This is a genomic window from Paenilisteria newyorkensis, assembly GCF_000766145.1.
Classification (GTDB): domain Bacteria; phylum Bacillota; class Bacilli; order Lactobacillales; family Listeriaceae; genus Listeria_A; species Listeria_A newyorkensis.
The window spans coordinates 12,357-34,098 of the sequence record NZ_JNFB01000018.1 but is presented as its reverse complement, the minus strand read 5'-3'; the positions used below and the strand labels follow the sequence as shown (position 1 = coordinate 34,098).

General features: G+C 34.9%; 25 protein-coding genes. 20 read left to right on the top strand and 5 right to left on the bottom strand.

Features of this window, described 5'->3' with window-relative positions; genetic code table 11:
• Positions 1 to 91 precede the first annotated feature (91 nt).
• The 5 genes from EP58_RS09010 to guaA all read left to right on the top strand — a co-directional run bounded on the left by EP58_RS09010 (position 92) and on the right by guaA (position 4,845).
• Positions 92 to 1,579: a nicotinate phosphoribosyltransferase gene (locus EP58_RS09010; protein ID WP_036092641.1), complete on the top strand. Its 1,488-nt coding sequence runs from the start codon at positions 92 to 94 to the stop codon at positions 1,577 to 1,579.
• 21 nt (positions 1,580 to 1,600) lie between these two features.
• Entirely contained in the window at positions 1,601 to 2,428 is an 828-nt protein-coding gene (nadE, locus tag EP58_RS09005; RefSeq protein ID WP_036092638.1) for an ammonia-dependent NAD(+) synthetase, read from the top strand.
• Positions 2,429 to 2,447: 19 nt separating this feature from the next.
• Positions 2,448 to 2,756, top strand: a complete 309-nt coding sequence (locus EP58_RS09000) for a putative quinol monooxygenase (protein WP_036092636.1) — start codon at positions 2,448 to 2,450, stop codon at positions 2,754 to 2,756.
• 57 nt (positions 2,757 to 2,813) lie between these two features.
• Positions 2,814 to 3,236, top strand: a complete 423-nt coding sequence (locus EP58_RS08995) for a PTS sugar transporter subunit IIB (RefSeq protein WP_052165083.1) — start codon at positions 2,814 to 2,816, stop codon at positions 3,234 to 3,236.
• A 64-nt stretch (positions 3,237 to 3,300) separates the two neighbouring features.
• Entirely contained in the window at positions 3,301 to 4,845 is a 1,545-nt protein-coding gene (gene guaA / locus EP58_RS08990) for a glutamine-hydrolyzing GMP synthase (RefSeq protein WP_036092633.1), read from the top strand.
• Positions 4,846 to 4,919: 74 nt separating this feature from the next.
• Here guaA and EP58_RS08985 read toward each other — a convergent pair whose 3' ends face one another.
• Positions 4,920 to 5,423 (bottom strand): helix-turn-helix domain-containing protein, encoded by a 504-nt coding sequence (locus EP58_RS08985; RefSeq protein WP_036092632.1) that lies wholly within the window; start codon positions 5,421 to 5,423, stop codon positions 4,920 to 4,922.
• Between the two features lie 179 nt (positions 5,424 to 5,602).
• On the opposite strand from EP58_RS08985, the gene EP58_RS08980 reads away from it, so the two are divergent.
• The 9 genes from EP58_RS08980 (at position 5,603) to EP58_RS08940 (ending at position 13,863) form a co-directional block, all read left to right on the top strand.
• Positions 5,603 to 5,779, top strand: a complete 177-nt coding sequence (locus EP58_RS08980; protein WP_003736261.1) for a phage-related protein — start codon at positions 5,603 to 5,605, stop codon at positions 5,777 to 5,779.
• An 18-nt stretch (positions 5,780 to 5,797) separates the two neighbouring features.
• A complete protein-coding gene (locus EP58_RS08975) occupies positions 5,798 to 6,877 on the top strand; it encodes a site-specific integrase (protein WP_036092631.1) in 1,080 nt (359 codons plus the stop codon).
• Between the two features lie 2 nt (positions 6,878 to 6,879).
• On the top strand, positions 6,880 to 7,194 hold the full coding sequence (locus EP58_RS08970) for a plasmid mobilization protein (protein WP_036063424.1): 315 nt from the start codon (positions 6,880 to 6,882) through the stop codon (positions 7,192 to 7,194).
• A 186-nt stretch (positions 7,195 to 7,380) separates the two neighbouring features.
• Positions 7,381 to 7,722, top strand: a complete 342-nt coding sequence (locus EP58_RS08965) for a plasmid mobilization protein (protein ID WP_036092628.1) — start codon at positions 7,381 to 7,383, stop codon at positions 7,720 to 7,722.
• Positions 7,671 to 8,993: a relaxase/mobilization nuclease domain-containing protein gene (locus EP58_RS08960; RefSeq protein ID WP_036092625.1), complete on the top strand. Its 1,323-nt coding sequence runs from the start codon at positions 7,671 to 7,673 to the stop codon at positions 8,991 to 8,993. The genes EP58_RS08965 and EP58_RS08960 overlap by 52 nt, the downstream gene beginning before the upstream one ends.
• 215 nt (positions 8,994 to 9,208) lie before the next feature.
• Positions 9,209 to 9,886: a helix-turn-helix domain-containing protein gene (locus tag EP58_RS08955; RefSeq protein WP_036092623.1), complete on the top strand. Its 678-nt coding sequence runs from the start codon at positions 9,209 to 9,211 to the stop codon at positions 9,884 to 9,886.
• Entirely contained in the window at positions 9,871 to 10,587 is a 717-nt protein-coding gene (locus EP58_RS08950) for a helix-turn-helix transcriptional regulator (RefSeq protein WP_036092622.1), read from the top strand. Before EP58_RS08955 ends, EP58_RS08950 begins: the two co-directional genes overlap by 16 nt.
• Positions 10,588 to 10,673: 86 nt before the next feature.
• The gene (locus EP58_RS08945) at positions 10,674 to 12,080 is read left to right on the top strand and encodes an SIR2 family protein (protein WP_052171415.1); all 1,407 of its coding nucleotides are present in this window, start codon (positions 10,674 to 10,676) and stop codon (positions 12,078 to 12,080) included.
• Positions 12,073 to 13,863 (top strand): ATP-binding protein, encoded by a 1,791-nt coding sequence (locus EP58_RS08940; RefSeq protein WP_036092619.1) that lies wholly within the window; start codon positions 12,073 to 12,075, stop codon positions 13,861 to 13,863. Before EP58_RS08945 ends, EP58_RS08940 begins: the two co-directional genes overlap by 8 nt.
• Before the next feature lie 185 nt (positions 13,864 to 14,048).
• On the opposite strand, the gene EP58_RS08935 is transcribed toward EP58_RS08940, so the two are convergent.
• Positions 14,049 to 14,291, bottom strand: coding sequence for a helix-turn-helix domain-containing protein (locus EP58_RS08935; protein ID WP_036092617.1), 243 nt, complete (start codon positions 14,289 to 14,291; stop codon positions 14,049 to 14,051).
• 136 nt (positions 14,292 to 14,427) lie between these two features.
• On the opposite strand from EP58_RS08935, the gene EP58_RS17590 reads away from it, so the two are divergent.
• From EP58_RS17590 to EP58_RS08905, 6 genes are all read left to right on the top strand, one after another.
• The gene (locus EP58_RS17590; RefSeq protein ID WP_167333279.1) at positions 14,428 to 14,604 is read left to right on the top strand and encodes a hypothetical protein; all 177 of its coding nucleotides are present in this window, start codon (positions 14,428 to 14,430) and stop codon (positions 14,602 to 14,604) included.
• Positions 14,594 to 14,890 (top strand): hypothetical protein, encoded by a 297-nt coding sequence (locus tag EP58_RS08925; protein ID WP_036092611.1) that lies wholly within the window; start codon positions 14,594 to 14,596, stop codon positions 14,888 to 14,890. Before EP58_RS17590 ends, EP58_RS08925 begins: the two co-directional genes overlap by 11 nt.
• On the top strand, positions 14,890 to 15,150 hold the full coding sequence (locus EP58_RS08920; RefSeq protein ID WP_036092608.1) for a hypothetical protein: 261 nt from the start codon (positions 14,890 to 14,892) through the stop codon (positions 15,148 to 15,150). The genes EP58_RS08925 and EP58_RS08920 overlap by 1 nt, the downstream gene beginning before the upstream one ends.
• A gap of 301 nt (positions 15,151 to 15,451) precedes the next feature.
• Positions 15,452 to 16,597, top strand: coding sequence for a Hachiman antiphage defense system protein HamA (locus EP58_RS08915; RefSeq protein ID WP_036092605.1), 1,146 nt, complete (start codon positions 15,452 to 15,454; stop codon positions 16,595 to 16,597).
• Entirely contained in the window at positions 16,590 to 18,677 is a 2,088-nt protein-coding gene (locus EP58_RS08910) for a DEAD/DEAH box helicase (protein ID WP_036092602.1), read from the top strand. Before EP58_RS08915 ends, EP58_RS08910 begins: the two co-directional genes overlap by 8 nt.
• A gap of 246 nt (positions 18,678 to 18,923) precedes the next feature.
• The gene (locus EP58_RS08905) at positions 18,924 to 19,724 is read left to right on the top strand and encodes a Cof-type HAD-IIB family hydrolase (protein ID WP_036092600.1); all 801 of its coding nucleotides are present in this window, start codon (positions 18,924 to 18,926) and stop codon (positions 19,722 to 19,724) included.
• Between the two features lie 45 nt (positions 19,725 to 19,769).
• Here EP58_RS08905 and EP58_RS08900 read toward each other — a convergent pair whose 3' ends face one another.
• From EP58_RS08900 to EP58_RS08890, 3 genes are all read right to left on the bottom strand, one after another.
• Positions 19,770 to 20,678, bottom strand: a complete 909-nt coding sequence (locus EP58_RS08900; protein WP_036092598.1) for a magnesium transporter CorA family protein — start codon at positions 20,676 to 20,678, stop codon at positions 19,770 to 19,772.
• Between the two features lie 84 nt (positions 20,679 to 20,762).
• Positions 20,763 to 21,230, bottom strand: coding sequence for a DMT family transporter (locus EP58_RS08895; RefSeq protein WP_036092597.1), 468 nt, complete (start codon positions 21,228 to 21,230; stop codon positions 20,763 to 20,765).
• Between the two features lie 13 nt (positions 21,231 to 21,243).
• The gene (locus tag EP58_RS08890; protein ID WP_373862724.1) at positions 21,244 to 21,714 is read right to left on the bottom strand and encodes a DMT family transporter; all 471 of its coding nucleotides are present in this window, start codon (positions 21,712 to 21,714) and stop codon (positions 21,244 to 21,246) included.
• Between the last annotated feature and the right edge of the window lie 28 nt (positions 21,715 to 21,742).

Sequence of the window (21,742 nt, the reverse complement as noted above, 5' to 3'; positions counted from 1 at the left end):
AAGAAAAGTTAAATCAAGCTCCTTTAGTTCGCTTTTTTGCGTAATTTAAGCTATGATGTTTTATAAGAAAACATAGACAGGAGTATGGAGTATGACTTTATTTCCAGATGATAGTAAAACGTTACACACTGATTTGTATCAAATTAATATGATGAAGGCGTATTGGGATGATAATATGCATGAACGACGCGCTGTTTTTGAGGTTTTTTTCCGCGATATGCCGTTTGACACGGGTTTCTGCGTTTTTGCAGGGCTTGAGCGCATTATCGACTATATGGAGAATTTGCGATTTACCGACACAGATATTGCTTATTTACGCGAAGAAACGGCTTTTGAAGAGGAATTTATTGATTATCTGAAAAATTTACGGTTCACTGGGACGATTCGCTCGGTTGTGGAAGGCGAATTTGTGTTTAAAACGGAACCGATCATTCAAGTCGAGGCGAACCTTGCAGAGGCGCAATTAATCGAGACGGCACTACTTAACATTGTGAATTTCCAAACGTTAATCGCGACGAAAGCAGCGCGGATTAAAAATGTCGTGGAAGGCGAACCGCTTGCTGAATTTGGTACGAGACGCGCACAAGAAATGGATGCAGCACTTTGGGGCGCACGTGCGGCGTACATCGGTGGCTGTGATTCGACAAGTAACATTCGCGCGGGCAAAACTTTCGGGATTCCAATCTCGGGAACGATGGCGCATGCGATGGTTCAGGCTTATCGCGATGAATACGATGCTTTCAAACGCTACGCCCAGACGCATAAAGATTCGATTTTCCTTGTAGATACGTATGATACGCTGAAATCGGGCATTCCAAACGCGATTAAAGTGGCGCAAGAAATGGGCGATGACATCAATTTTATCGGCATTCGTTTGGACAGCGGAGACATGGCCTTCCTATCGAAAAAAGCGCGCCAAATGTTGGATGAAGCGGGATTCCCTGATGCGAAAATTTTTGCGTCGAGTGATTTAGATGAAACAACGATCCTCCACCTGAAAGCGCAAAAAGCGAAAATCGACGCGTGGGGCGTGGGCACGAAACTGATTACGGCATACGACCAACCAGCGCTCGGTGCGGTCTATAAATTGGTCGCAATCGCCGATGAGAACGATGTTTTACAAGACTCTATCAAACTTTCCAGCAATACCGAAAAAGTCACGACACCCGCGAAGAAAAAAGTCTATCGCATCATCACAAACGAAGATGGACCAAAAGCAGAAGGCGACTACATTTGCTTGGAAAACGAGTCATTGGAAGGCGTCGACACATTAACGATGTTCCATCCAATCCACACATACATCACAAAAGAAGTCACAAATTTCACCGCAAAAGAATTATTGGTTCCAATTTACGAAAAAGGGGAATTAGTATATCAAAGGCCAACTTTAGAACAAACGCGCCAATACAAAGAAGAAAATTTAGCCTTGCTGTGGGATGAATATCAACGGACAGTTCGACCGGAACAATACCCCGTAGATTTAAGCGTGAAATGTTGGAAAAATAAAATGCAAAATATCGAAAACGTCCGCAAAACCGTACAGAAACATTCACCGGTCAACTTTGATATTCCATTTTAAGCAAGTGAAGGGGGCAAAAGAATGAGTTTACAAAAACAGATTATTGCAGAAATGCATGTGTTACCAAAAATTGATGAAACCGCGGAAATTCGCCAAAGTGTGGAGTTTTTAAAGGCATATTTGACGAAGTATCCATTTATCAAATCGCTCGTACTTGGCATTTCTGGAGGTCAGGATTCCACACTTGCTGGGAAATTGTCACAAATGGCGATCAGCGAATTGCGCGAAGCCACGGGAGACGAGTCCTACCAATTTATCGCGGTACGCTTGCCATACGGGACGCAGTTTGACGAGGCGGATTGTCAGGACGCGCTTGACTTTATCGAGCCAGATCGCGTCGTGACCATCAATATTAAAGCGGCTGTAGATGCGAGCGCGGCGACATTGCGAGACGCGGATATCGAACTTTCTGATTTTGCGAAAGGCAACGAAAAAGCACGAGAACGGATGAAGGCGCAGTACAGCATTGCGGCGATGAATCATGGCGCCGTCGTTGGTACGGATCACTCCGCTGAGGCTGTGACAGGCTTTTACACGAAATACGGCGATGGCGGAACCGATATCAATCCACTGTTTCGCTTGAACAAACGCCAAGGCAAGGCGCTTCTCAAAACGCTCGGTTGCCCAGAACATCTCTATCTGAAAAAACCGACCGCGGATCTTGAAGAAAATAAACCAGCCTTACCCGATGAAGTCGCGCTCGGTGTCACATACGACAACATCGACGACTATCTAGAAGGCAAAAAAATCCCGACAGAAATTGCGATTCAAATCGAAAATTGGTATTTAAAAACACAACATAAGCGCCACATGGCAATCACAATCTTTGATGACTTTTGGAAAAACTAGTTTTGAGGAGGAGATGACAATGAAAATCGCATTTGGCTTAATTACAAAGTTCAAAGCGCATCCAGGAAACAGGAAAGCGCTCGTCAATATTTTGCTGGAGGCAGCGACTGGGCTTGATAAATACAACGCGTGCATCCAATATGTCGTTAGCGTGAACGAAGACGACCCCGATACGGTGATTGTGACAGAGGTTTGGACAGATTCCGGACATCACAAAGCATCGCTCGACAATGAAGAAGTAAAAGCCGTGATTGAACGCGCAAAACCACTTATCGAATCCATCGAAAAAAGCGTAAGCATGGACGTCGTCGGCGGAAAAGGACTATAAATTTACAAAGCTGCTCTTGAATCCAAGAGCAGTTTTTGGCATGAAAGGAGTTTACAAATGAAAAAACTACTCATCGTTTGTGCGGGTGGTGCGACGTCAAGTTTGATGGCACAAAATGTTGTCAAAGAAGCCGAGAAACAGGGCATGACCGCTGCACTTTTATTTCCCGAAGATCTCAAATACAATCGCTTCGAATCCCACCAAGATAAAGATCTCGTCGTTGTGATGGGGCCAATTGGCATGGTGACAACCTCGCGTCTTCAAGGCTACGCAAAAGTGGATGCCGTTCTCGTGTCGCCGCAAGTTAAATATCTTTTTAAAAACGCCGAAGCTATCTTGAATGAGCTTGAAATCCCGTGCGCGAATATGGACTCTCTGGCATTTGGAAGGATGCGAGGAGACATTATTTTAAAGCAAGCGCTGACATTGATAAATCCCGATTTTTACGGTTGCAAGAATGCAGGCCAGACGTTACAATAAAGAGAAGAACTTGAAACACGCGCAACTTACATAAATAAATTTTAAAGGGGTTTTGTGAAGGAATATGAAAGATTTTACAGAGCAAGAGAAAATTATCGTTCTTGATTTTGGCAGTCAGTATAACCAATTGATTACGCGTCGTATCCGTGAATTTGGCGTGTACAGTGAGTTACACCCACACACAATCACGGTGGAAGAAATGAAAGCACTGAATCCAACTGGAATTATTTTCTCCGGCGGCCCGAACAGTGTCTACGATGAAGGCGCGTTCCGTTGCGACGAAGACCTATTCGAGATGGGCGTTCCAATCCTCGGCATTTGTTACGGCATGCAGCTGATGACGAACCACTTCGCTGGAAAAGTAGAGCCCGCAAAAGACCGCGAGTACGGCAAAGCAACCATCAACGTTGAGAAACCGTCCCGCCTTTTCGCAGCACTACCGACCGAGCAAGTTGTTTGGATGAGTCACGGTGACCTAGTCGTTGCAGAACCAGCAGGCTTTGAAGTCACTGCTACCAGCGCTTCATGTCCAATTGCGGCAATCACAAACGAAGACCGCAAAATGTACGGCGTGCAATTCCATCCAGAAGTACAACACTCCGTTCACGGCAACGAACTACTGAAAAACTTCGCGTTAAACATCTGTGGCTGTAAAGGCGACTGGACGATGGAGAACTTCATTGACGTGGAAGTTGCTAAAATCCGCGAACAAGTCGGCGATAAAAAAGTCCTGCTAGCCCTTTCTGGCGGCGTGGATTCCTCTGTAGTCGGCGTCCTGATTCACAAAGCAATTGGCGATCAGCTAACATGTATTTTTGTCGATCACGGTTTGCTACGTAAAGGCGAAGCAGAACAAGTGATGGAGACGCTATACGGCGATTTCCACATGAATATTATCAAAGTCGACGCCAAAGAACGCTTCATGACAAAACTTGCCGGTATTTCCGACCCTGAGCAAAAACGTAAAACAATCGGTAATGAGTTCATCTACGTTTTCGACGACGAAGCAACCAAGCTTGACGGCGTTGAATTCCTAGCACAAGGAACACTGTACACCGATATTATCGAAAGCGGAACAGCAACAGCACAAACCATCAAGTCCCATCATAACGTTGGCGGCTTGCCAGAAGACATGCAGTTCCAATTGATTGAGCCCCTAAACACACTATTCAAAGACGAAGTTCGCGCACTGGGACTTGAGTTAGGAATGCCTGACGCAATCGTGTGGCGCCAACCGTTCCCAGGACCAGGACTAGGCATCCGCGTACTAGGCGAAATCACGGAAGAGAAACTAGAAATCGTCCGCGATTCTGACTACATTTTACGCGAAGAAATTAAGAATGCCGGCTTGGACCGCGAAATTTGGCAATACTTTACGGCACTACCAAACATCCGCAGCGTAGGCGTGATGGGCGACGGCCGTACGTACGACCACACAGTTGTTATCCGCGCGGTAACTTCGATTGATGGCATGACAGCAGACTGGGCACGGATTCCATGGGAAGTGTTGGAGTTGATCTCAACGCGAATCGTGAATGAAGTAGCGCATGTGAATCGTGTTGTTTATGATATTACGAGTAAGCCGCCCGCGACTGTGGAGTGGGAGTAAATAAGAAAACCAAAAAAGCCCTTATTTTTAGGGCTTTTTTTGCGTCTATAGGAGTCTCTGATACTGTTTTGATACTATTTATTATTTTTCCATTGTATTTTGGGTTCAATTTTTCCGCAATCATCAGCAGTATATGGCCAATTAATTTTCCATTCTGTGTACTCACTTTTTGTAATTATTCCATCGCTTAGTTCTTGTTTTCTTAGCTTCCATTCTTTTAGAAAATCTTGAAGTACACGATAATTAATAACAACACCAATATTAGTATCAGAATTGGATGAATCACTATTATCTTCTATATCAAAAAGTTTTACATTCGTTTCTTCATCTATTTCAAATAAGATACTTAATATATCTTCGGCAGAATAAAGAGTAGGTTCTTTTAAAGATAATACGTTAACATTCAAAACTTCTGCCATTGCATTCAATACATCTATTTTAGGTGTTCGTGTACCAGTTTCATATTGAGTAATACGAACATCAGCACTTTTTTCATCATAGCCTAATGCAATGCCCAATTCTTTTTGAGTCATATCTCTAAACTTTCTAACGCGCCTAATTCTTGAGCCAACTGACATAGCTATGCGCCTCCCTTATCTAACTTATATTGCCATTATATCATCGCAATAAAAATAAGTAAACAAATTTGTTTAATTTTAGTTGACTTAAACAAAAAAGTTTAGTATGATATATAAATAAACATAAACAAATATGTTTAATATAATTTTAGAGATAAATCAAAGGGAGAGGTGAATGGATGACAAATGATTTATTTATTAGCGCGGGTGAGGTAGCAAAAATAACTGGAATGTCAAAGCCCTATGCTTATAAATTGATTCAAAAATTAAATAAGGAATTAGAAAAGAAAGGCTACTGTACTATTCGTGGCAAAGTAAGTAAAAAGTATCTGGAAGAACAATTTTATGGAATGTAATGAAGGGAGGAAATATAAATGCCAGCATATCGAGACGAAGACAAAGGAAATTGGTTTTCTTCTTTCTATTATCAAGATTGGAAGGGAAAACGAGTTAAAAAATTAAAAAGAGGATTCAAGACGAAAAAAGAAGCACAAGAATGGGAAAATAGTTTTAAGTTACAAAGTGAGAATAACTTAAATATGAAGTTTAAGGATTTTGTGAATATTTATAAGAGCGATATAAAAACTAGAGTTAAGTACAACACATGGATTAGCAAAGAATATATCATAAACCTAAAAATAATACCTGCTTTTGGTGAACGAAAGATTAACGAAATAAAACCATCAGATATTATTCAATGGCAAAATGAATTGATTGGGTATCGAAATGATAAAGCTAAAGGATTTTCACCAACGTATTTGAAAACAATTCATAATCAATTAACAGCAATATTTAATCATGCAGTTCGCTTTTATGAATTGAAATCTAATCCTGCAAGAACTGTAGGATGTATGGGGAGTAAAAAATCGGATAAAGAAATGCTTGTTTGGACAAAAGAAGAATATATCAAGTTCTCAGATTCAATGATGGATAAAGATATTTCTTTCCATGCTTTTGAAATTTTATATTGGTGTGGCATTCGTGTAGGGGAGTTATTGGCTTTAACGCCAGCCGACTTTAATTTTGAAGACGGGACAGTTTCAATTACTAAATCATATCAACGAATTAAAGGGGAAGATATTATTACAACACCAAAGACTGAAAAAGGAAAGCGCATTATTAATATGCCTGATTTTCTAGTTGATGAGATGCAGGATTATATTGCTCGATTATATGGTTGCAAACCAAAAAGCAGAATATTCCCTATCACGAAAGCTGTATTATATAGCGAAATGAGACGAGGAGCCACAGAACAGAACATCAAGAAAATACGAATTCATGATTTGCGTCATTCTCACGTATCTTTACTCATTGATATGGGTTTTTCAGCAGTAGCAATTGCCGATCGAGTTGGGCATGAAAGCATCGATATTACGTATCATTATGCTCATCTTTTCCCAACGAAGCAAAATGAAATAGCTAATTCGTTAAATAATTTGAAAGAAGGGAATTAATCATGTCAGTAAAAACATTAGATAGACAAGGACGTTGGAGAAATAAAATAGTTGCCTTTAGAGTATCACCAGAAGAAAATGAGCACTTGAATAAGTTGGTCAAACTATCTGGTCTCAATAAACAAGAGTATTTGATTCATAGGATTTTAAAAGAAGAAATAACTGTAAATTATAGTCCAAGAGTATTTAAAGCGTTCAGAAATCAAATAAATGAGTTTAATGAACTATTGAAGAACGCACAATCAATTGATAAAGAAACCGCAGAGCTTATTGCTTACACAATTGACTTGCTTCAAAAATTTCGAGAAGAAGAGTGAATTTCATTCTTCTTTTTATTATCACTTAAATTTGAAAAGTAACAGAGAAGCAAGCACTGGATATGGTACCCCATATCCAAATTTCACCCCGTTTCGTATTCGCGACTCGTGTTTGAAATTGCTTGTTGGGGAAATCCCCAAACCCCTTATTTTTAAAATAAAATTGGAAAGGAAGAAAATAAAAGAATGGCGAATAGAAATCGAAATATAGATTTAAAGTTTAGAGTTAATGAGGAAGAAAAAACATTTATTGAAATGAAAATGAAAGAAGCAGGAATAACAAATCGTGAAGCTTACCTAAGGAAGATGGCAATTGATGGTGCGATTATTGTTTCAAATTATGATGAAACTAAAAAGCTTACTATGGAGCTAAATAAAATTGGCATTAATATTAACCAGATTGCACGGGTAGCAAACACAGATAATAAAATTTCAAAAGAGAATATCAAAAAAATAGAGGAGATGATGCAAAAAGTATGGCGATTACAAAGATATGGTCTATCAAAAAAACGCTTGATAAAGCAATAAATTATATTCTTGACCCAAGCAAATCAAAATATGCTCATAGTTACGCCTGCGCACCCGAAACTGCCGACTTAGAGTTTGAATTAACTTTAGACCAAAATAATCGTTCGGGAGGTAGCAATAAAGCGTATCATATTATTCAATCTTTTAAACCAGAGGAAATAAGCCCAGAACAAGCACATGAAATCGGTAAACAATTACTGGATCAACACTTGCAAGGTAAATATGAATATATACTAACGACACATATAGATAAAGAACATATCCATAATCACGTGATATTTTGCGCATCTAGCTTTGTAGATCATAAAAAATATAATGATTGTACCAAAACATATTATCAGCTGAGAGAGGCGAGCGATATATTGTGTGCAGAACATGGACTTTCTGTGATTCCGCCAAACCAAAATAAAGGCAAGAGTCACTATGAATGGCAAATGGATCAGCAAGGAAACAGCTGGAAAACACAATTAAGAACTGCCATTGATATGTATATACAAAGTAGTAGAACATTCGAAGATTTCGCAAGCCAAATGCAAGCACAAGGATATGAGATTAAATATGGAAAACATATTGCTTTTCGTGCTGAAAAACAAAAACGATTCACACGAGCGATGCAATTAGGCGAAAACTATACAGAAGAAAATATCAAATTACGTATCGTACAAAAAGATAAGCTGCCAATCAAAAAAGGTAAGAAAATAAATCTGAAAAATGAGCCACTTAGTATTATGGTTGCATTGGAAAATAACAAGAAAGTCATTGAAAGTAAAGGCTACGAACATTGGGCGAAATTGCATAACCTTAAACAAAATGCGAAGACGGTAAATTTATTGAAGGATCTTGGGATTACTTCTCTTGAAGAGTGGGAACGGAAAAAAATAAGTAATCAAGAAATGATGAATGCTAATATTTCAGAAATGAAGGCGGTTGAAATAAAACTAGCTAATACACAATTTATTTTGAAGCAACTCAATATTTATGAAAATACAAAAGGGACGTATCATTCTACGGATAAGCAAATGCTGAACTCTAATGAACACCGATTATATAAAACTGCTGTTAAGACGCTTAAACAAGCTAATATAAAGCCAAGTAAGCAGATGGAATATGAGCTACATCGACAAATACAATCTTTGCGAAATCAGCGAGAACAGTTATATGAAAAGCATAAAGAGTGTAAGAAAGTCCAAAAACAGGATCGAATTATTGAACAAAATTTGATGCAAGTATTTAAGTTGAATCATACAAAGAATACAGATATAGAACACTAAAGTAATTGAGCTAACGCCTTCCACTTCGTTTCAGTTGTTCCCATAACAAAACCGAAATAGTTGTGCCAACTGTTTCGATTTTGTTATGTTTCTATATTAAATAGGCAATAAAACTCAAAAGAGACTTAAACAAGGGATAAAAACCTGTATACGGTTACTTTAAGAATTACCATTATTTTGATATGATATAAATATAGAAATGAGGAGGTAGTTTTATGGAGTTTCATAAACAACTGGAAGTAGAGAGAAAAAAACGTGGTCTAACCTTAACAAAGCTTTCAAAGCAAATAACAGATTATACTGGTAATGTAACAACCGATGAGCGAATACGGAATTGGGAACTTGGCATCTCGGAAATTGATATTCCTTCCTTGAGATATTTATGTAACCTATACAATATTAAAGCGGATGATTTTTTAGATAGCCATGTAGATCCAGACCTTGATTTAAATCAAAGGTATTATCAATTTGGAAAACAAATCTATGATTACTGTCAAGTTGAGAATATATTTGAGTTTTTGAAAACTTATGATATTGTTAATGAGAAAGATTGGATTTTTGTTCCTAAATACGATATTATTGCACGAACATATGAAGATCACTTAAAACAAGATGATGCATATGATCTAGATACATATCGTTGTGAAGCAGCGCTATCTAATTTACATTTTTGGATGGTTGAGATGGATTCATACAATGTAAAATCGCCAGAAACTATTATGGATGCTCTACATATAGATGATTCTGGAAAGTTGAGTATAACAGATAAACGTGACCCAATCAGCATAAACCAAGTGATGTATGAACTTGAGAAATTACGTAAAGACCTTTTTTCAGTTTTAGAAAAGCCTATTTTCGATGACAAGGAGGTAAATAGATGGCTTTACATTTAAAGTTAAGAGAAGAACGTATAAGAAATAGTTGGACACAAGATATATTAGCAGAAAAAATAGGGGTTTCTCGAGAAATGATTGGTAGATGGGAGCGTCAAGAAGCGATACCAACTTTGAGTAATTGTATTCGCATATGTAAAATATTTGAAATAACGGTAGATTACTTGATAAAAGATGATATTGATACTAGAGATAATCAAATTAAGTATATGACACTTGGAAAGGGGATTTTGGATTTAGTTGATGAAAAATATCCAGTAGATTTTTTTCGAAAGTATAGTATTGTATCAAAGGAAGAAATACTTGCAATACCTCGTAGACAAGGACTAGATTTTTTGGAAATGGTTAAGAAAGAGCTAGACTGGACAGATATAGACGAGCAAAATACAAAGTTAAGAGATTACATGAGACAATTTATTCTCAGTTGGTATAAATTCAATAAAGCAAGATTTCTACTAGCCAAGGAACAAAGTACAATAAGTTTAGGGATAAATGCTATTTTATTTTCACAAGAAGAATTGAAGCAGGAGTTAGAGGGTTTGTATTCAAAACAACCCGTTATGTTGTTGCGAGATTTGATGATTAAACGCTTGGAGAAACACCTATGTAATGAGTATGGTATAAATAGTAGTGAGATTTTACTGGGAGAATATGAGTTTAATAAGAGTTTAGATATACAGATTTATCAAATGAATGATTAATATACTATTTTAACGAAATTACCACGTAAAGTAAGCGCTTAATTATGGTATAATGTAATAGAAAAATACTAGAGGATGGATGATATATGAAAAAAGAAAGCTATATAAAATTTCATGAAGATATAAGTGGAAAGAATACAAATTTTTTAATCGGATCTGGAACCAGTTTCCCATTCATAAAAACTTTATCTTTGGGAGAAAATAAACCAAGTTTAGAGGATTTGTTGACTGACACAAATCTTGATACTAACGCAAAATATATGTTGTTTTATTTTTACTATCATAACTGGATAGTGAAAATGTTTATGCATGATGAAAAAACGGAAGATTATAAGCAAGTATTCGAAAACTATAAAATTTTTATTAGAAACGGACTAAATATATTGCGAACAGAAGGGTATCAATTACCAAAAAGAATGAATATATTTACAACAAATTATGATACGTTTTTTGAGAGTGTGTTTGATAATGTTGTATTAGAAAATCCATTGAACTATTTTAATGACGGAAGTAGAGGCTTTATCGACAAATATATTAATATTGAAAATTATCATTTAAATGTTGCTCACTCTGGCGTTCAGGATAATTATAAGAAGGAGATACCAAGTTTCAACTTAATTAAGCTGCATGGATCAGTAAGTTGGCAAGATACTTCACAAGGAATAAAAATTGAATATAATAAAGAAAATATTTTAGCAAAGTATGAGGAATTAAAAATATATATTGAACAAATAGAGAATATAATTGATACTAGCAACACGAAGGAAGAGATGATAGAACGTATTAACAATCTTGCAACAGATGTGGGAGAAAGCTTATTACTGGATTTTCATTCAGACTATAATGACTTAGCAATAATAAATCCCACAAAATATAAGTTTTCTCAGACAGTATTTGAACAGCATTATTATCAAATGCTGCGTCTATTGAGTTATGAATTAGAAAGAAAGAATACTATCTTAATAGTAGTTGGATTTTCATTTGCAGATGAACATATTAAAGAAATTGTGGGACGGTCGTTATCAAACCCATTTTTAAAAGTATATATTATTTGTTATGATTTATGGCAAAGACATAAAATTGAAGAATTGTTTGCTGGATTTATAGATAATAAAATTGAAATATTACCTAAGATTGAGACAATTTTTGTAAGCATTTTTGATATTGAAGATATGTCTTTAACATTTACAAATTCTAATCATGAAGAAATTACTGAATATGAGTATGATTCAAATGGTTGTAACAGAGTGTACAAATTACCTTTGTGGAAGGAATATAATATATATCTAAGCTCTGAAAATGAAAATGAAAATGATGATAGTGAAATAATTGCTGAAGGTATTAATGCTTTTGAAATATCTAGTTATTGTATTATTGATGATAGTGGAGATGAATATTTTTTTGAAACTTCTTATCCTAAGGGAGATATTTACTATTTAAATTCCTTAATGGGTTCTCAAACGCCAATGTCTGATGGTGAAGAAGATGAATGATTTAGTAGTAGGGAAAGTATTAGAAATTGAAGGAACTAAAGTTAATGTTTTGATGGAAGAAAACTCGAATATGTTTACTTATTTTTACAATGGACTTAAATATAGAGGTATCGCAATTAATAGTTTTATTGGGATTATCCGTGGTCCCTATAAAATAGTTGGGCAGGTTGTTAAAGAATTTCTTCGTGATGTGTATAGTGATTCTCAAGATATGCATTACAAGAAGGACAGGTTTGAACGAGTAATTGAAATTAAAATTATCGGTACTTTTATCAACGATGCTTTTATAGCTGGAATACTTGCATATCCGTTGATATACAATGATGTAGTGTTACTAAATGAGGACGAAATTTTAAATATTATAACCAATGGGAAAAATAATAAAAAATATGATAATCAAAATTATAGAATTGGGCAAACATTGATAGATGAAATAGAGTTTAAGCTCGATTGGAGCCTTGTATTCAATACACATATTGGTATTTTTGGGAATACGGGGAGTGGTAAATCAAATACTTTAACGAAAATTTATACTGGATTATTCAATAAAAACAATCTTGATTTTAAAGGGAAAAGTAATTTTTTATTATTAGATTTTAATGGTGAATATATTGGAGCACAATTATTAAAGGGTTCTGAAAAAGAAATTATTTCGCTAAACACTAGAAATGATAATGGCGACAAATTGATTGTTGATCAAAAAGTAATATGGGATAAAGATATTTTAAGTATATTACTTTCTGCTACTGAAAAAACTCAAAAACCTTTTTTAAGTTGGATAATTGATCGAATAAGTATTAATAATCAATTTGAAAGTATTGTTAATGAGATACTAGCTTTGGAAATTAATAAAACATATACTCGACCAAGTCACGATTCTGTGAAATCACTAGCTACTATTTTATCGCAAGACTTTATTGAAGGAAGTGAAGAAGGTAGGTATGAGTCATTACAAGGTGAATTAAAACGTAAATTAGACTATGGAAATGAGATAGCACCTTTTGATAGTAATGAATATCCTATTTCAGACATGAAAGTAAAGAGTGGACTACCTTTTCTTTCTAAACTAAGAGCGGCTATGCACATTTTTCTTCTACAGGAATTAAATAATGGTCATTACAGGTTGGATGATATTCAACCTATGTTATCTCGCTTAAAAAGTCTCGAAAAATCATTCGATAGAATTATTGAAATAGAAGATAACTATAATACTTTTGAAAGCTTATTAACTGTAATTTCATTAAGAAACTGTAATCAAGATATAAAAAAAATAGTACCACTTTTATTAGCAAAAATGAGTTATGAGTTGCATAAGGTAGCTAATGAGGATAATATTAATAAAACCTTTCATTTAATTGTGGATGAAGCTCATAACATTTTATCGGATTCTGCTAAGGCAGAAAATAAAGGATGGCAGGACTACAGACTAGAGGTTTTTGAAGAAATCATTAAAGAGGGAAGAAAGTTTGGATATTTTTTAACAATTGCAAGCCAGAGACCAGCAGACATTTCTCCAACTATTATGTCTCAACTACACAATTATTTTATTCATAGATTAGTAAATGATAATGACTTGCGGTTAATAGAATTTTCGATTAGTACACTTGATAAAGTATCAAGACAAAATATTCCAAATTTATCATCAGGATGTTGTATAATAACGGGAACTTCATTTGAACTTCCGTTAACGGTTAAAATTGATTATATTGATTGTAAGAGTCATAGACCCAACAGCGATAATGTTGATTTGATAGAGCTGTGGAAACAACGAAATGCTGATTAGTGTTTATTCATTGCATTTTGTGTATAGATTTAAATAAAAAAAGTTGAAACAAAAGAGCCTCAAAATGAAAAATAAGTAGGGAGTTTGTATATGCGTCATTTGTTAAATGGCGTTACAAGCTTCCTACTTTTTCTATTCTCATTTTTTTATACTGAATTTTAGCTATGTCTCAGCACTCACTTGTATTATTTCAAAACCAAATCCTCAAAGAAATCATTAAACTCAGCATTGAAAATTATTTTAAGTGCAACAAGTTCACTTACACGTATATTCATGCGATTAGTTTCTAATTTTGCATATGTACTTTTCGAAATATTTAATCCCATGACATTCATCTTTGCTACTACTTGATCTTGTGTCATTTTGGAATCATTTCTTAGTCGTTGAATGTTCTTTCCAATATCCATATCTGGTCTTATCTTTTGCATCGTAATTTCACCACCTTACATATAATTTCGTCATAACGAATTATTATATTGATTTTACTATCTATTTCCATTATAATGTTTCGTAATAGGGAAATATTTCGCTATGAAGAATTTTTTTGGAGGAGGTGAGCAAATCTTGAGTGATTTTATAGAAAATACTGCACAGAATTATATAAAAGAGCAATATCATCAAAAATCGGAGGAGCAGCTAACTGAATTAGTTGCAACATTTACACATGGTTTTAAGTTAGGGATGCAAATAGCTTTTGATGCAATAGTGGCTAAAGAGGAGGGGAAAGAGAATGAAATTTGAAATTAAGACAGACCGTTTTTCATTATTAGTAAAACCAGATTTATCAGTGCACCTTCAAAGTATACATGGAGTTACTGACAAGGTAGAGTTAGTTGTACAGACTAAAGCTTGTAGTTATTCGATTGATATTCAGGATACGGAACGTTTGCAGAGGTTATTGCCGATTTTACAATTAGAAATACAAGATATCTTAGCAACTTATCATTTACAATTGGTAACTAACAACTTTCGTTTACAAGGGAGTACCTGCTATTTTGATTTTACTACTAGAGAGGTGAGTATGTGATGGAGAGTCAAACAATAGAACAAGATTTTGACCAGTTTTGTCTGGCACGTATAGAAGGTATTTGTGAGGCAGACAGTAATCATGAAGCGTTCCAAGAAAACAGTAAATATTATTATCAAATGCGGGATCAGTTAGAAGAATTATGGAATCCAGAAATAATTGTTTATCTGGATGCTTTGGAAAAATATCAAGTTGAAGCCTTTCTTTATATCTATAGAGAAGCATTTAAAGAAGGCGTAGATTTTTTTCGAAAAAGATAAAGCAGTAATCATTCTATAAAAATTTATATGTTACTGATAGATAACAATTTAAGGCAGATAAATCCCTTTCGCTATGTTGATAGAGCCTGAGGGATTTTTGTCGTTATAAATTATTCAATAAAGGCGGATTCTCATTTTATCAATGAATTTCACAATATTATTCTTCTAATGTACGAGGGAATTAGTAAATTGTTTAAATTTAGGATATTTTGTGATAGTATGGAGTCAAGAATATAATTCAATTCAAATTTAAGCCAATAGTATATAAGCCATATTTTAATCATAAGGGGATTGAAGGAAAATGATGATACTAGTGCATTATACGACACAGGAATTTGTATTTAATACATTTAAAGCTTCTGGAGAGATTACGTATCAAGATCGCATTGAAGAGGTGAAAAATTATTATGAACGATATCATAGAACTCAAGAAAATTTATTTCTTATTATATCTTTTACTAATAATTCAAAAGTTGATTATAGGGTAGGGAAAATTACGGCTATTAATGACAGCTTTATTTTTAATAAAGTTGCTAAAGAATTATCGAATATTCTTATAGAAGAGTTGGGCATTAGGAATAGTAATACATATGATCTAGGTGTTTTTTACAAGGTATTACGGATTGAAAACAAGCTAGAATTTAGGAATAAGAACTTAGATAGATATTCAAGTAAAATAAGACTTAAATATTTTACTTGGAAAGAGTTAATATCGAATAATGAGATTTTGTTCAAAAAAATATCAGATATCATTTTTAATAAAGATAATGTTATAAAGTTAGCAAGTACCTATAATCCTGATTTAACATATAGTCAAGCTTTAATTACAAAAAAATATTTTAGTGCTTTACAAAATATAGGATTTATAAGCGAAGATGGAATAAACATTAATCATACAGTGCTACATGGAGATATAGGTGAATTTCTTATGCACACTTTAGTAAGTGAGTTTATTGAAAGTATTGGTGATAAATATATATATCCTAAGCTTATATTTAAAACTAGCCCTTCAATGGCTGTATATGGAAATGATGGTTCAATATATATACCAGAAAAAAAAGAAATATATTATTTAGAAGCAAAATTTTATAGTAGTTTGAATCAAGCAATAAATAAGGCTGTAGACTCACTTGAAAAACATAATGATGATTTGCATGAGGATATGAATTATAGTGCTGAACTTTTTAGAAATATTAAAACTAATAGAACAAATGAATTGGTTGAAATAACAGATGATGTAACAGAAAAACTAATTATTTTTTTAATATGTGATGATATTTATAAAGAAGACGAAGTAAAAAATATGATTGAAAAAAACAGTAATTTTTTAGAACTTAAAGAAAAATTTGAAACCTTAGTATTTGTACTACCAATCTTAGATAAAAATGATTTTTTAGAATTCTTTCAAGCCCAATCTATGTTAGAAGGGAAAGAATATTATGAATGAGAATGAACAGAAATATTTAGATAAAAGTATGAAAAATCTTAGAATTAAGGTAATAAGACAAGTATACAACGACGAATTTGTTGATGAAGCATTATTAGGCATTACTGATTTAGATATTTATTCTACAAGTGACAGCTTTTTTACTAAAGTGAATAAAGCAGCTAGGCAATCTTTGATTAACAAAAATATAACCATGACAAGTGAACAAGAACAATGTTTACAGTTACTTCAAAAAGGAAATCTCTTTATAAGCGCTCCAACTAGTTTCGGGAAAACATTTATCGCTTTAGAATACATCATGCGTAATACCTCGAAAATTGATGATGTAGTTTTTGTTGTACCAACTATTGCATTGATGAATGAAATAAGGGAAAAATGTTTCTCTTATTTTGGTAGAATCTATACATTGATAACGTCTGATGCGGAACTAAAACAGTATTATGATACTTCAAAAAAAATAATAATAGTTGTACCAGAGCGGATTAGTACAAGATTATTCCAGCAATATTTAAGTGCAAACAAGATAGACTTGTTGGTTTATGATGAGATATATAAACTTAATTCAATTGATTCTGCTGAAAAGAGTGATAAAAGAAATGAGCACAGTAGATTAATTAAGATGAATTACATATATAAGTATCTAATTCATAGAGCCAATAAAATATTATTATTAGGACCATTCATAAAGAGTGTTAGTTTTGACAGATCTAACATAAAGATTGAAAAATTCATAACAAATTTAAATATTGTATATAATAAGATAAATTATACCCCTGAGTTGATGAACTACTTTGGAGAGAGTGATGAAAAAAGATTTGTGTACTTTTTAACTCCAGGGCGTATAAAACGTTTTTTGGAGAATAATAGTCATATGAATTTCGAATATGAAGGTTACGATGATGAAATAATTGAATGGATTTCGGAAAACATACATCCTGAATGGTATTACGTTGAATACCTAAAGCAAGGAATTGGAATTCATCATGGAAAGACCCCTATTTTTTTAAGAAAATATATAGAAAATGAATATGCCAAATTAGATGGATGTATACATACTATACTGTGTACCAGTACTTTAGTTGAGGGAATAAATACTCCAACTAATAATTTAGTGATTGTAGACAAACCTCGAAATGTTTTTGAATTAAATAATCTTATTGGAAGAGTAGGTAGATTAAATATAGAAAATCCAAAACGTGGAGAAGTATATATAACAAATAAAGAGACCTATGAGATGTATAATCCTGATGATTGGATCGATTTGAAAATATTATTCGAAAGTTCTGAAATAAGCACTGATAGTATTGAAGATGAATGCTTATACTTGGATAAAGAATTACCACAGGAGGCGCAAGAGAGTGTAGATAGTTTATCTAATAGACTTGATGAAAAGTTTGGTATTAGATATGCCGAAATTATAGAAGCTGGTATTGAATTTAAGATATTGGATAGATTCATAGACAATTTTGATGGGATAACTAATCATGAAAAGGAAATTAGGGTAATATCAGATATCAAATTCAAAATATTGAATGTGGATAATAAGTATTTAAATGGAACAAAATTAAAAACATATTCGTTTTATAATCAAAATAGCGAGGAAAAATATATTTCATTTGATCCTGTATACAATATGCTTGTTTCTACTAAAGGAATGAAATTTGTAATTGATAAATTTATCAAGACATACAGTGAATATACAACAGAAGATATAAATCTATTTATCGATACGTTATTTCAAATTGATGAGTTCATAAAGTTTAAGATGATGAAAATAATTACCATTTATGAATTATTTGATGAGAAAGGGATATTTAATAGAGAACAAAATAGGGCATTTATACAAAGTATGAATATGATAAAAGCTTATTCTGATTCAGAAGATGGATATGAAAGAATTTTGGTTGATCTAGGATTTCCTAAAGAAGATATAAATTTAATTAGTAACAAAATAGTTAGGTATGTTGATACTAACGGAACTGAGAATAAGTTAATTAAACTAAAAAAAGATAGAACGGTATTTAACCAACTATCTCCATTTGGGAAAGGTATAATTAATAAAATGAGAAGTCATGATTAATGTTTAGTTACTGATACTATTTTGATACTATTAATTTGAAAACCATAAATAATAGCGATAATATATATAAATAAAGGGCTTTTTACGGCATTAAAATAAACAAATATGTTTAATATTTGGATGTTAGAATCGAGTGGGAGTAAATTCCAAAGAGCTTGAAATCCTTTTATAGGGTTTCGGCTCTTTTTTTGTACTTAGAAATGTTATAATAGAGCTAAATACAGCCCAAAAAGGAGCCAACCCAAAATGCCAATAAAACTAATCGCAGTCGATATGGACGGCACATTCTTGAATAACAACCAAGATTACAACCGCGAACGTTTCCGCCAACAATACACTGAATTAAAAAAGCGTGGTATCCGATTTGTTGTCGCAAGCGGAAATCAGTATTATCAATTAAAATCATTCTTTCCAGATTTTGTGGACGAAATTTCTTTCGTGGCTGAAAATGGTGCGTATATCGTTCATTCCAATGAGGAAGTTTTTTGTGGTGAAATGAGTGAGAATACGGTGCGCAAGGTCCTTGATATTCTTCGCGATTTCCAGCCCAGTAGCCTTGTTGTTTGTGGCCGGAATAGTGCGTACGTTGGCGAGGCGGACTTCAATCAAAGCTTGAAATACTACCATAAATTAAAGCGCGTGGACGATCTCTATACCATCAACGATACAATTTTCAAATTCGCGCTCACGTTTAACGAATCGGACGTGCCAGAAGTGTTGGATAAATTGCATGAAAGCGTTGGCGATTTTATTACACCAGTCACGAGTGGAAATGTGTATATTGATTTGATTATTCCCGGTTTACATAAGGCGCACGGCGTGAAGCGGATTCAGGAGCTATGTCATATTGAAGATCATGAAACAGTCGCTTTTGGAGATAGTGGTAATGATATCGAGATGCTGCATCATGTGGCATACGGTTTTGCGATGGGAAATGCGACGGAGCCGGTCAAAAGTGCTGCGAATTATATGACCGACTCGAACAATGAAGAGGGCGTACTTAATACGATCGACGCTATTCTGAATAAAGAGTACCCATTTAACTGAAAAAGACCGAACGCTGAGCTTTTTGGGCCTAGTATTCGGTCTTTTTCACCGTCTCAACAATCTGCGTAATACATAGGAAAGCACGAACCAAACAACGACACTAATCGCAATCGTAGTGATCCAGCCAAACGGATTGTGTTCCAGCGGCAAAGGCATGTTCATCCCGAAAAATCCGGTAATAATCGTAGGAATCGTTAGCAGAATCGACAACACCGTCAAAATTTTAATCGTATCATTCAGATTATTATTCAAAATATTGTTATACGTTCCCGACAACTGCTGCAAAATTTGCGATGATAATTGCGTCATCTCAACCAACTGCTTTGCCTCAATCACCGCATCTTCAAACTGCTCTTTCTCATTCGCATCGAGCGTCCGATAAATAATATGCGTCTTAATCTGCTCCAACAAAACTAGATTTTGCTTCGATGCTGAAACAAAGTAAACGATACCAGTCTCCAAATCAGATAGAGAAAGCAGATTTTGCTTCGTCGTTTTTTCCTTCAATTTGTCATTAATCGTTTTTCTATCGGCATCCATTTGCTCGACGAACGGAAAATAGGAATCGGTAATCATAAATAAAGAACTAAATAAGAACTCAAAAATCGTTTTTCCATCGTTGTTGTCCAAATATCGTTTCATTTTATCCGCCACATATTGATTTTTCGCATTCGTCACCGTAATAAATTGCGAGCCTTTAATCAAAAACGTCATCGGAATCGTCTCATAATGATCATCAATTTTCTCATTGTTCGGCACGTTGAAAAACAGCACAAACGTATTCGTAGCTAAATCATACTCCAAATGCGCGCGCTCGTTTCTATCCAGCGAATAAGCCACAACTTCATCATCAATTTCATATTCCTCGTAGAACTTCTTTAATTCCGTAGGGTTCTCAATGTTGATATTAATCCAATCATATTTCCCATTGTTAAAAGGTATTTTAGTAATCACTGCCTCATCTCCCTTTTTTTCTGACTGAGCCTCTAATTATTATAGCAGTAATTTTGAATAAAGGAAGTCCCGAACGGAGTCAGTTTAGAACCATTGAATCAGCAGAACACCGCCAACCATCGAAAGCACGCCGAGTACGCGGTAACGATTAATGGGATGCCGGATAATGCCGAACCAGCCGAAATGGTCAATCGTCAGCGCAATAATCATCTGCCCGCAAAGCGCCAAAACAACGGTCAGCGCCGAGCCGAGTAGCGGTAGCAGTAAAATATTCGACGTAACAAAAATAACGCCGAGTGCGCCACCAGTGAAAATCCACCACGGAATTCGACCAACGCCGCGCAGTTGAAATGTCAGTCTGCGTTCGACAATTAGTGATATGAGTAGGAGTAGCGTCATCCCGACCAGAAATGAAATCATCGAAGCAATAATCGGCGAATCCACCGCAATCCGCAATCGGCTATTAATGGACGTCTGAATCGGCGACATCATGCCCGCCACAAGCCCCATGCACATAAATGCGATCATCGATTTAGATCGTTTTGTTGTCATAAAAAATCCTCCTTTAATAACGCTGCATCAGAATAACGCCGAAAAACATCATTGCGATTCCGATAACTCGTGGCAAATTAAGCTCATGAATCGGCACGCCAAACCAGCCGAAATGGTCAATCAAAAGTGCCATCACCATTTGGCCACAAAGCGTAATCACGACGGTCAAAGCCGAGCCGAGTCGCGGCATTAATAAAATATTTGACGTTAAAAAGAACACACCAAGCGCGCCACCGCCGAACCAAATCCACCAAGGATTAACCGCCAGTATATGTACATCAAACGTCCAACTGTGCTCAAAAACGAGTGCCAGTGCGATCAAAATAATACTTCCAATCAAAAAAGACACCCAAGAGGCGATAAAAGGCGATTTTGTATAGCCGCGTAGTCGTGAATTGACCGCAGTTTGAACAGGAATAGTCATCCCCGCCATCAGCCCAGCCAACATCAATAATAGTGTCATCAAACAATCCCCCTTTTTCATTAGTAGTATCATTATAGAACAAACGTGC

Coding starts and splice junctions, on each gene's coding strand:
- EP58_RS09010 (WP_036092641.1), top strand. CDS start 92: ATGACTTTATTTCCAGATGATAGTAAAACGTTACACACTGATTTGTAT.
- nadE (WP_036092638.1), top strand. CDS start 1,601: ATGAGTTTACAAAAACAGATTATTGCAGAAATGCATGTGTTACCAAAA.
- EP58_RS09000 (WP_036092636.1), top strand. CDS start 2,448: ATGAAAATCGCATTTGGCTTAATTACAAAGTTCAAAGCGCATCCAGGA.
- EP58_RS08995 (WP_052165083.1), top strand. CDS start 2,814: ATGAAAAAACTACTCATCGTTTGTGCGGGTGGTGCGACGTCAAGTTTG.
- guaA (WP_036092633.1), top strand. CDS start 3,301: ATGAAAGATTTTACAGAGCAAGAGAAAATTATCGTTCTTGATTTTGGC.
- EP58_RS08985 (WP_036092632.1), bottom strand. CDS start 5,423: ATGTCAGTTGGCTCAAGAATTAGGCGCGTTAGAAAGTTTAGAGATATG.
- EP58_RS08980 (WP_003736261.1), top strand. CDS start 5,603: ATGACAAATGATTTATTTATTAGCGCGGGTGAGGTAGCAAAAATAACT.
- EP58_RS08975 (WP_036092631.1), top strand. CDS start 5,798: ATGCCAGCATATCGAGACGAAGACAAAGGAAATTGGTTTTCTTCTTTC.
- EP58_RS08970 (WP_036063424.1), top strand. CDS start 6,880: ATGTCAGTAAAAACATTAGATAGACAAGGACGTTGGAGAAATAAAATA.
- EP58_RS08965 (WP_036092628.1), top strand. CDS start 7,381: ATGGCGAATAGAAATCGAAATATAGATTTAAAGTTTAGAGTTAATGAG.
- EP58_RS08960 (WP_036092625.1), top strand. CDS start 7,671: ATGGCGATTACAAAGATATGGTCTATCAAAAAAACGCTTGATAAAGCA.
- EP58_RS08955 (WP_036092623.1), top strand. CDS start 9,209: ATGGAGTTTCATAAACAACTGGAAGTAGAGAGAAAAAAACGTGGTCTA.
- EP58_RS08950 (WP_036092622.1), top strand. CDS start 9,871: ATGGCTTTACATTTAAAGTTAAGAGAAGAACGTATAAGAAATAGTTGG.
- EP58_RS08945 (WP_052171415.1), top strand. CDS start 10,674: ATGAAAAAAGAAAGCTATATAAAATTTCATGAAGATATAAGTGGAAAG.
- EP58_RS08940 (WP_036092619.1), top strand. CDS start 12,073: ATGAATGATTTAGTAGTAGGGAAAGTATTAGAAATTGAAGGAACTAAA.
- EP58_RS08935 (WP_036092617.1), bottom strand. CDS start 14,291: ATGCAAAAGATAAGACCAGATATGGATATTGGAAAGAACATTCAACGA.
- EP58_RS08925 (WP_036092611.1), top strand. CDS start 14,594: ATGAAATTTGAAATTAAGACAGACCGTTTTTCATTATTAGTAAAACCA.
- EP58_RS08920 (WP_036092608.1), top strand. CDS start 14,890: ATGGAGAGTCAAACAATAGAACAAGATTTTGACCAGTTTTGTCTGGCA.
- EP58_RS08915 (WP_036092605.1), top strand. CDS start 15,452: ATGATGATACTAGTGCATTATACGACACAGGAATTTGTATTTAATACA.
- EP58_RS08910 (WP_036092602.1), top strand. CDS start 16,590: ATGAATGAGAATGAACAGAAATATTTAGATAAAAGTATGAAAAATCTT.
- EP58_RS08905 (WP_036092600.1), top strand. CDS start 18,924: ATGCCAATAAAACTAATCGCAGTCGATATGGACGGCACATTCTTGAAT.
- EP58_RS08895 (WP_036092597.1), bottom strand. CDS start 21,230: ATGACAACAAAACGATCTAAATCGATGATCGCATTTATGTGCATGGGG.
- EP58_RS08890 (WP_373862724.1), bottom strand. CDS start 21,714: ATGAAAAAGGGGGATTGTTTGATGACACTATTATTGATGTTGGCTGGG.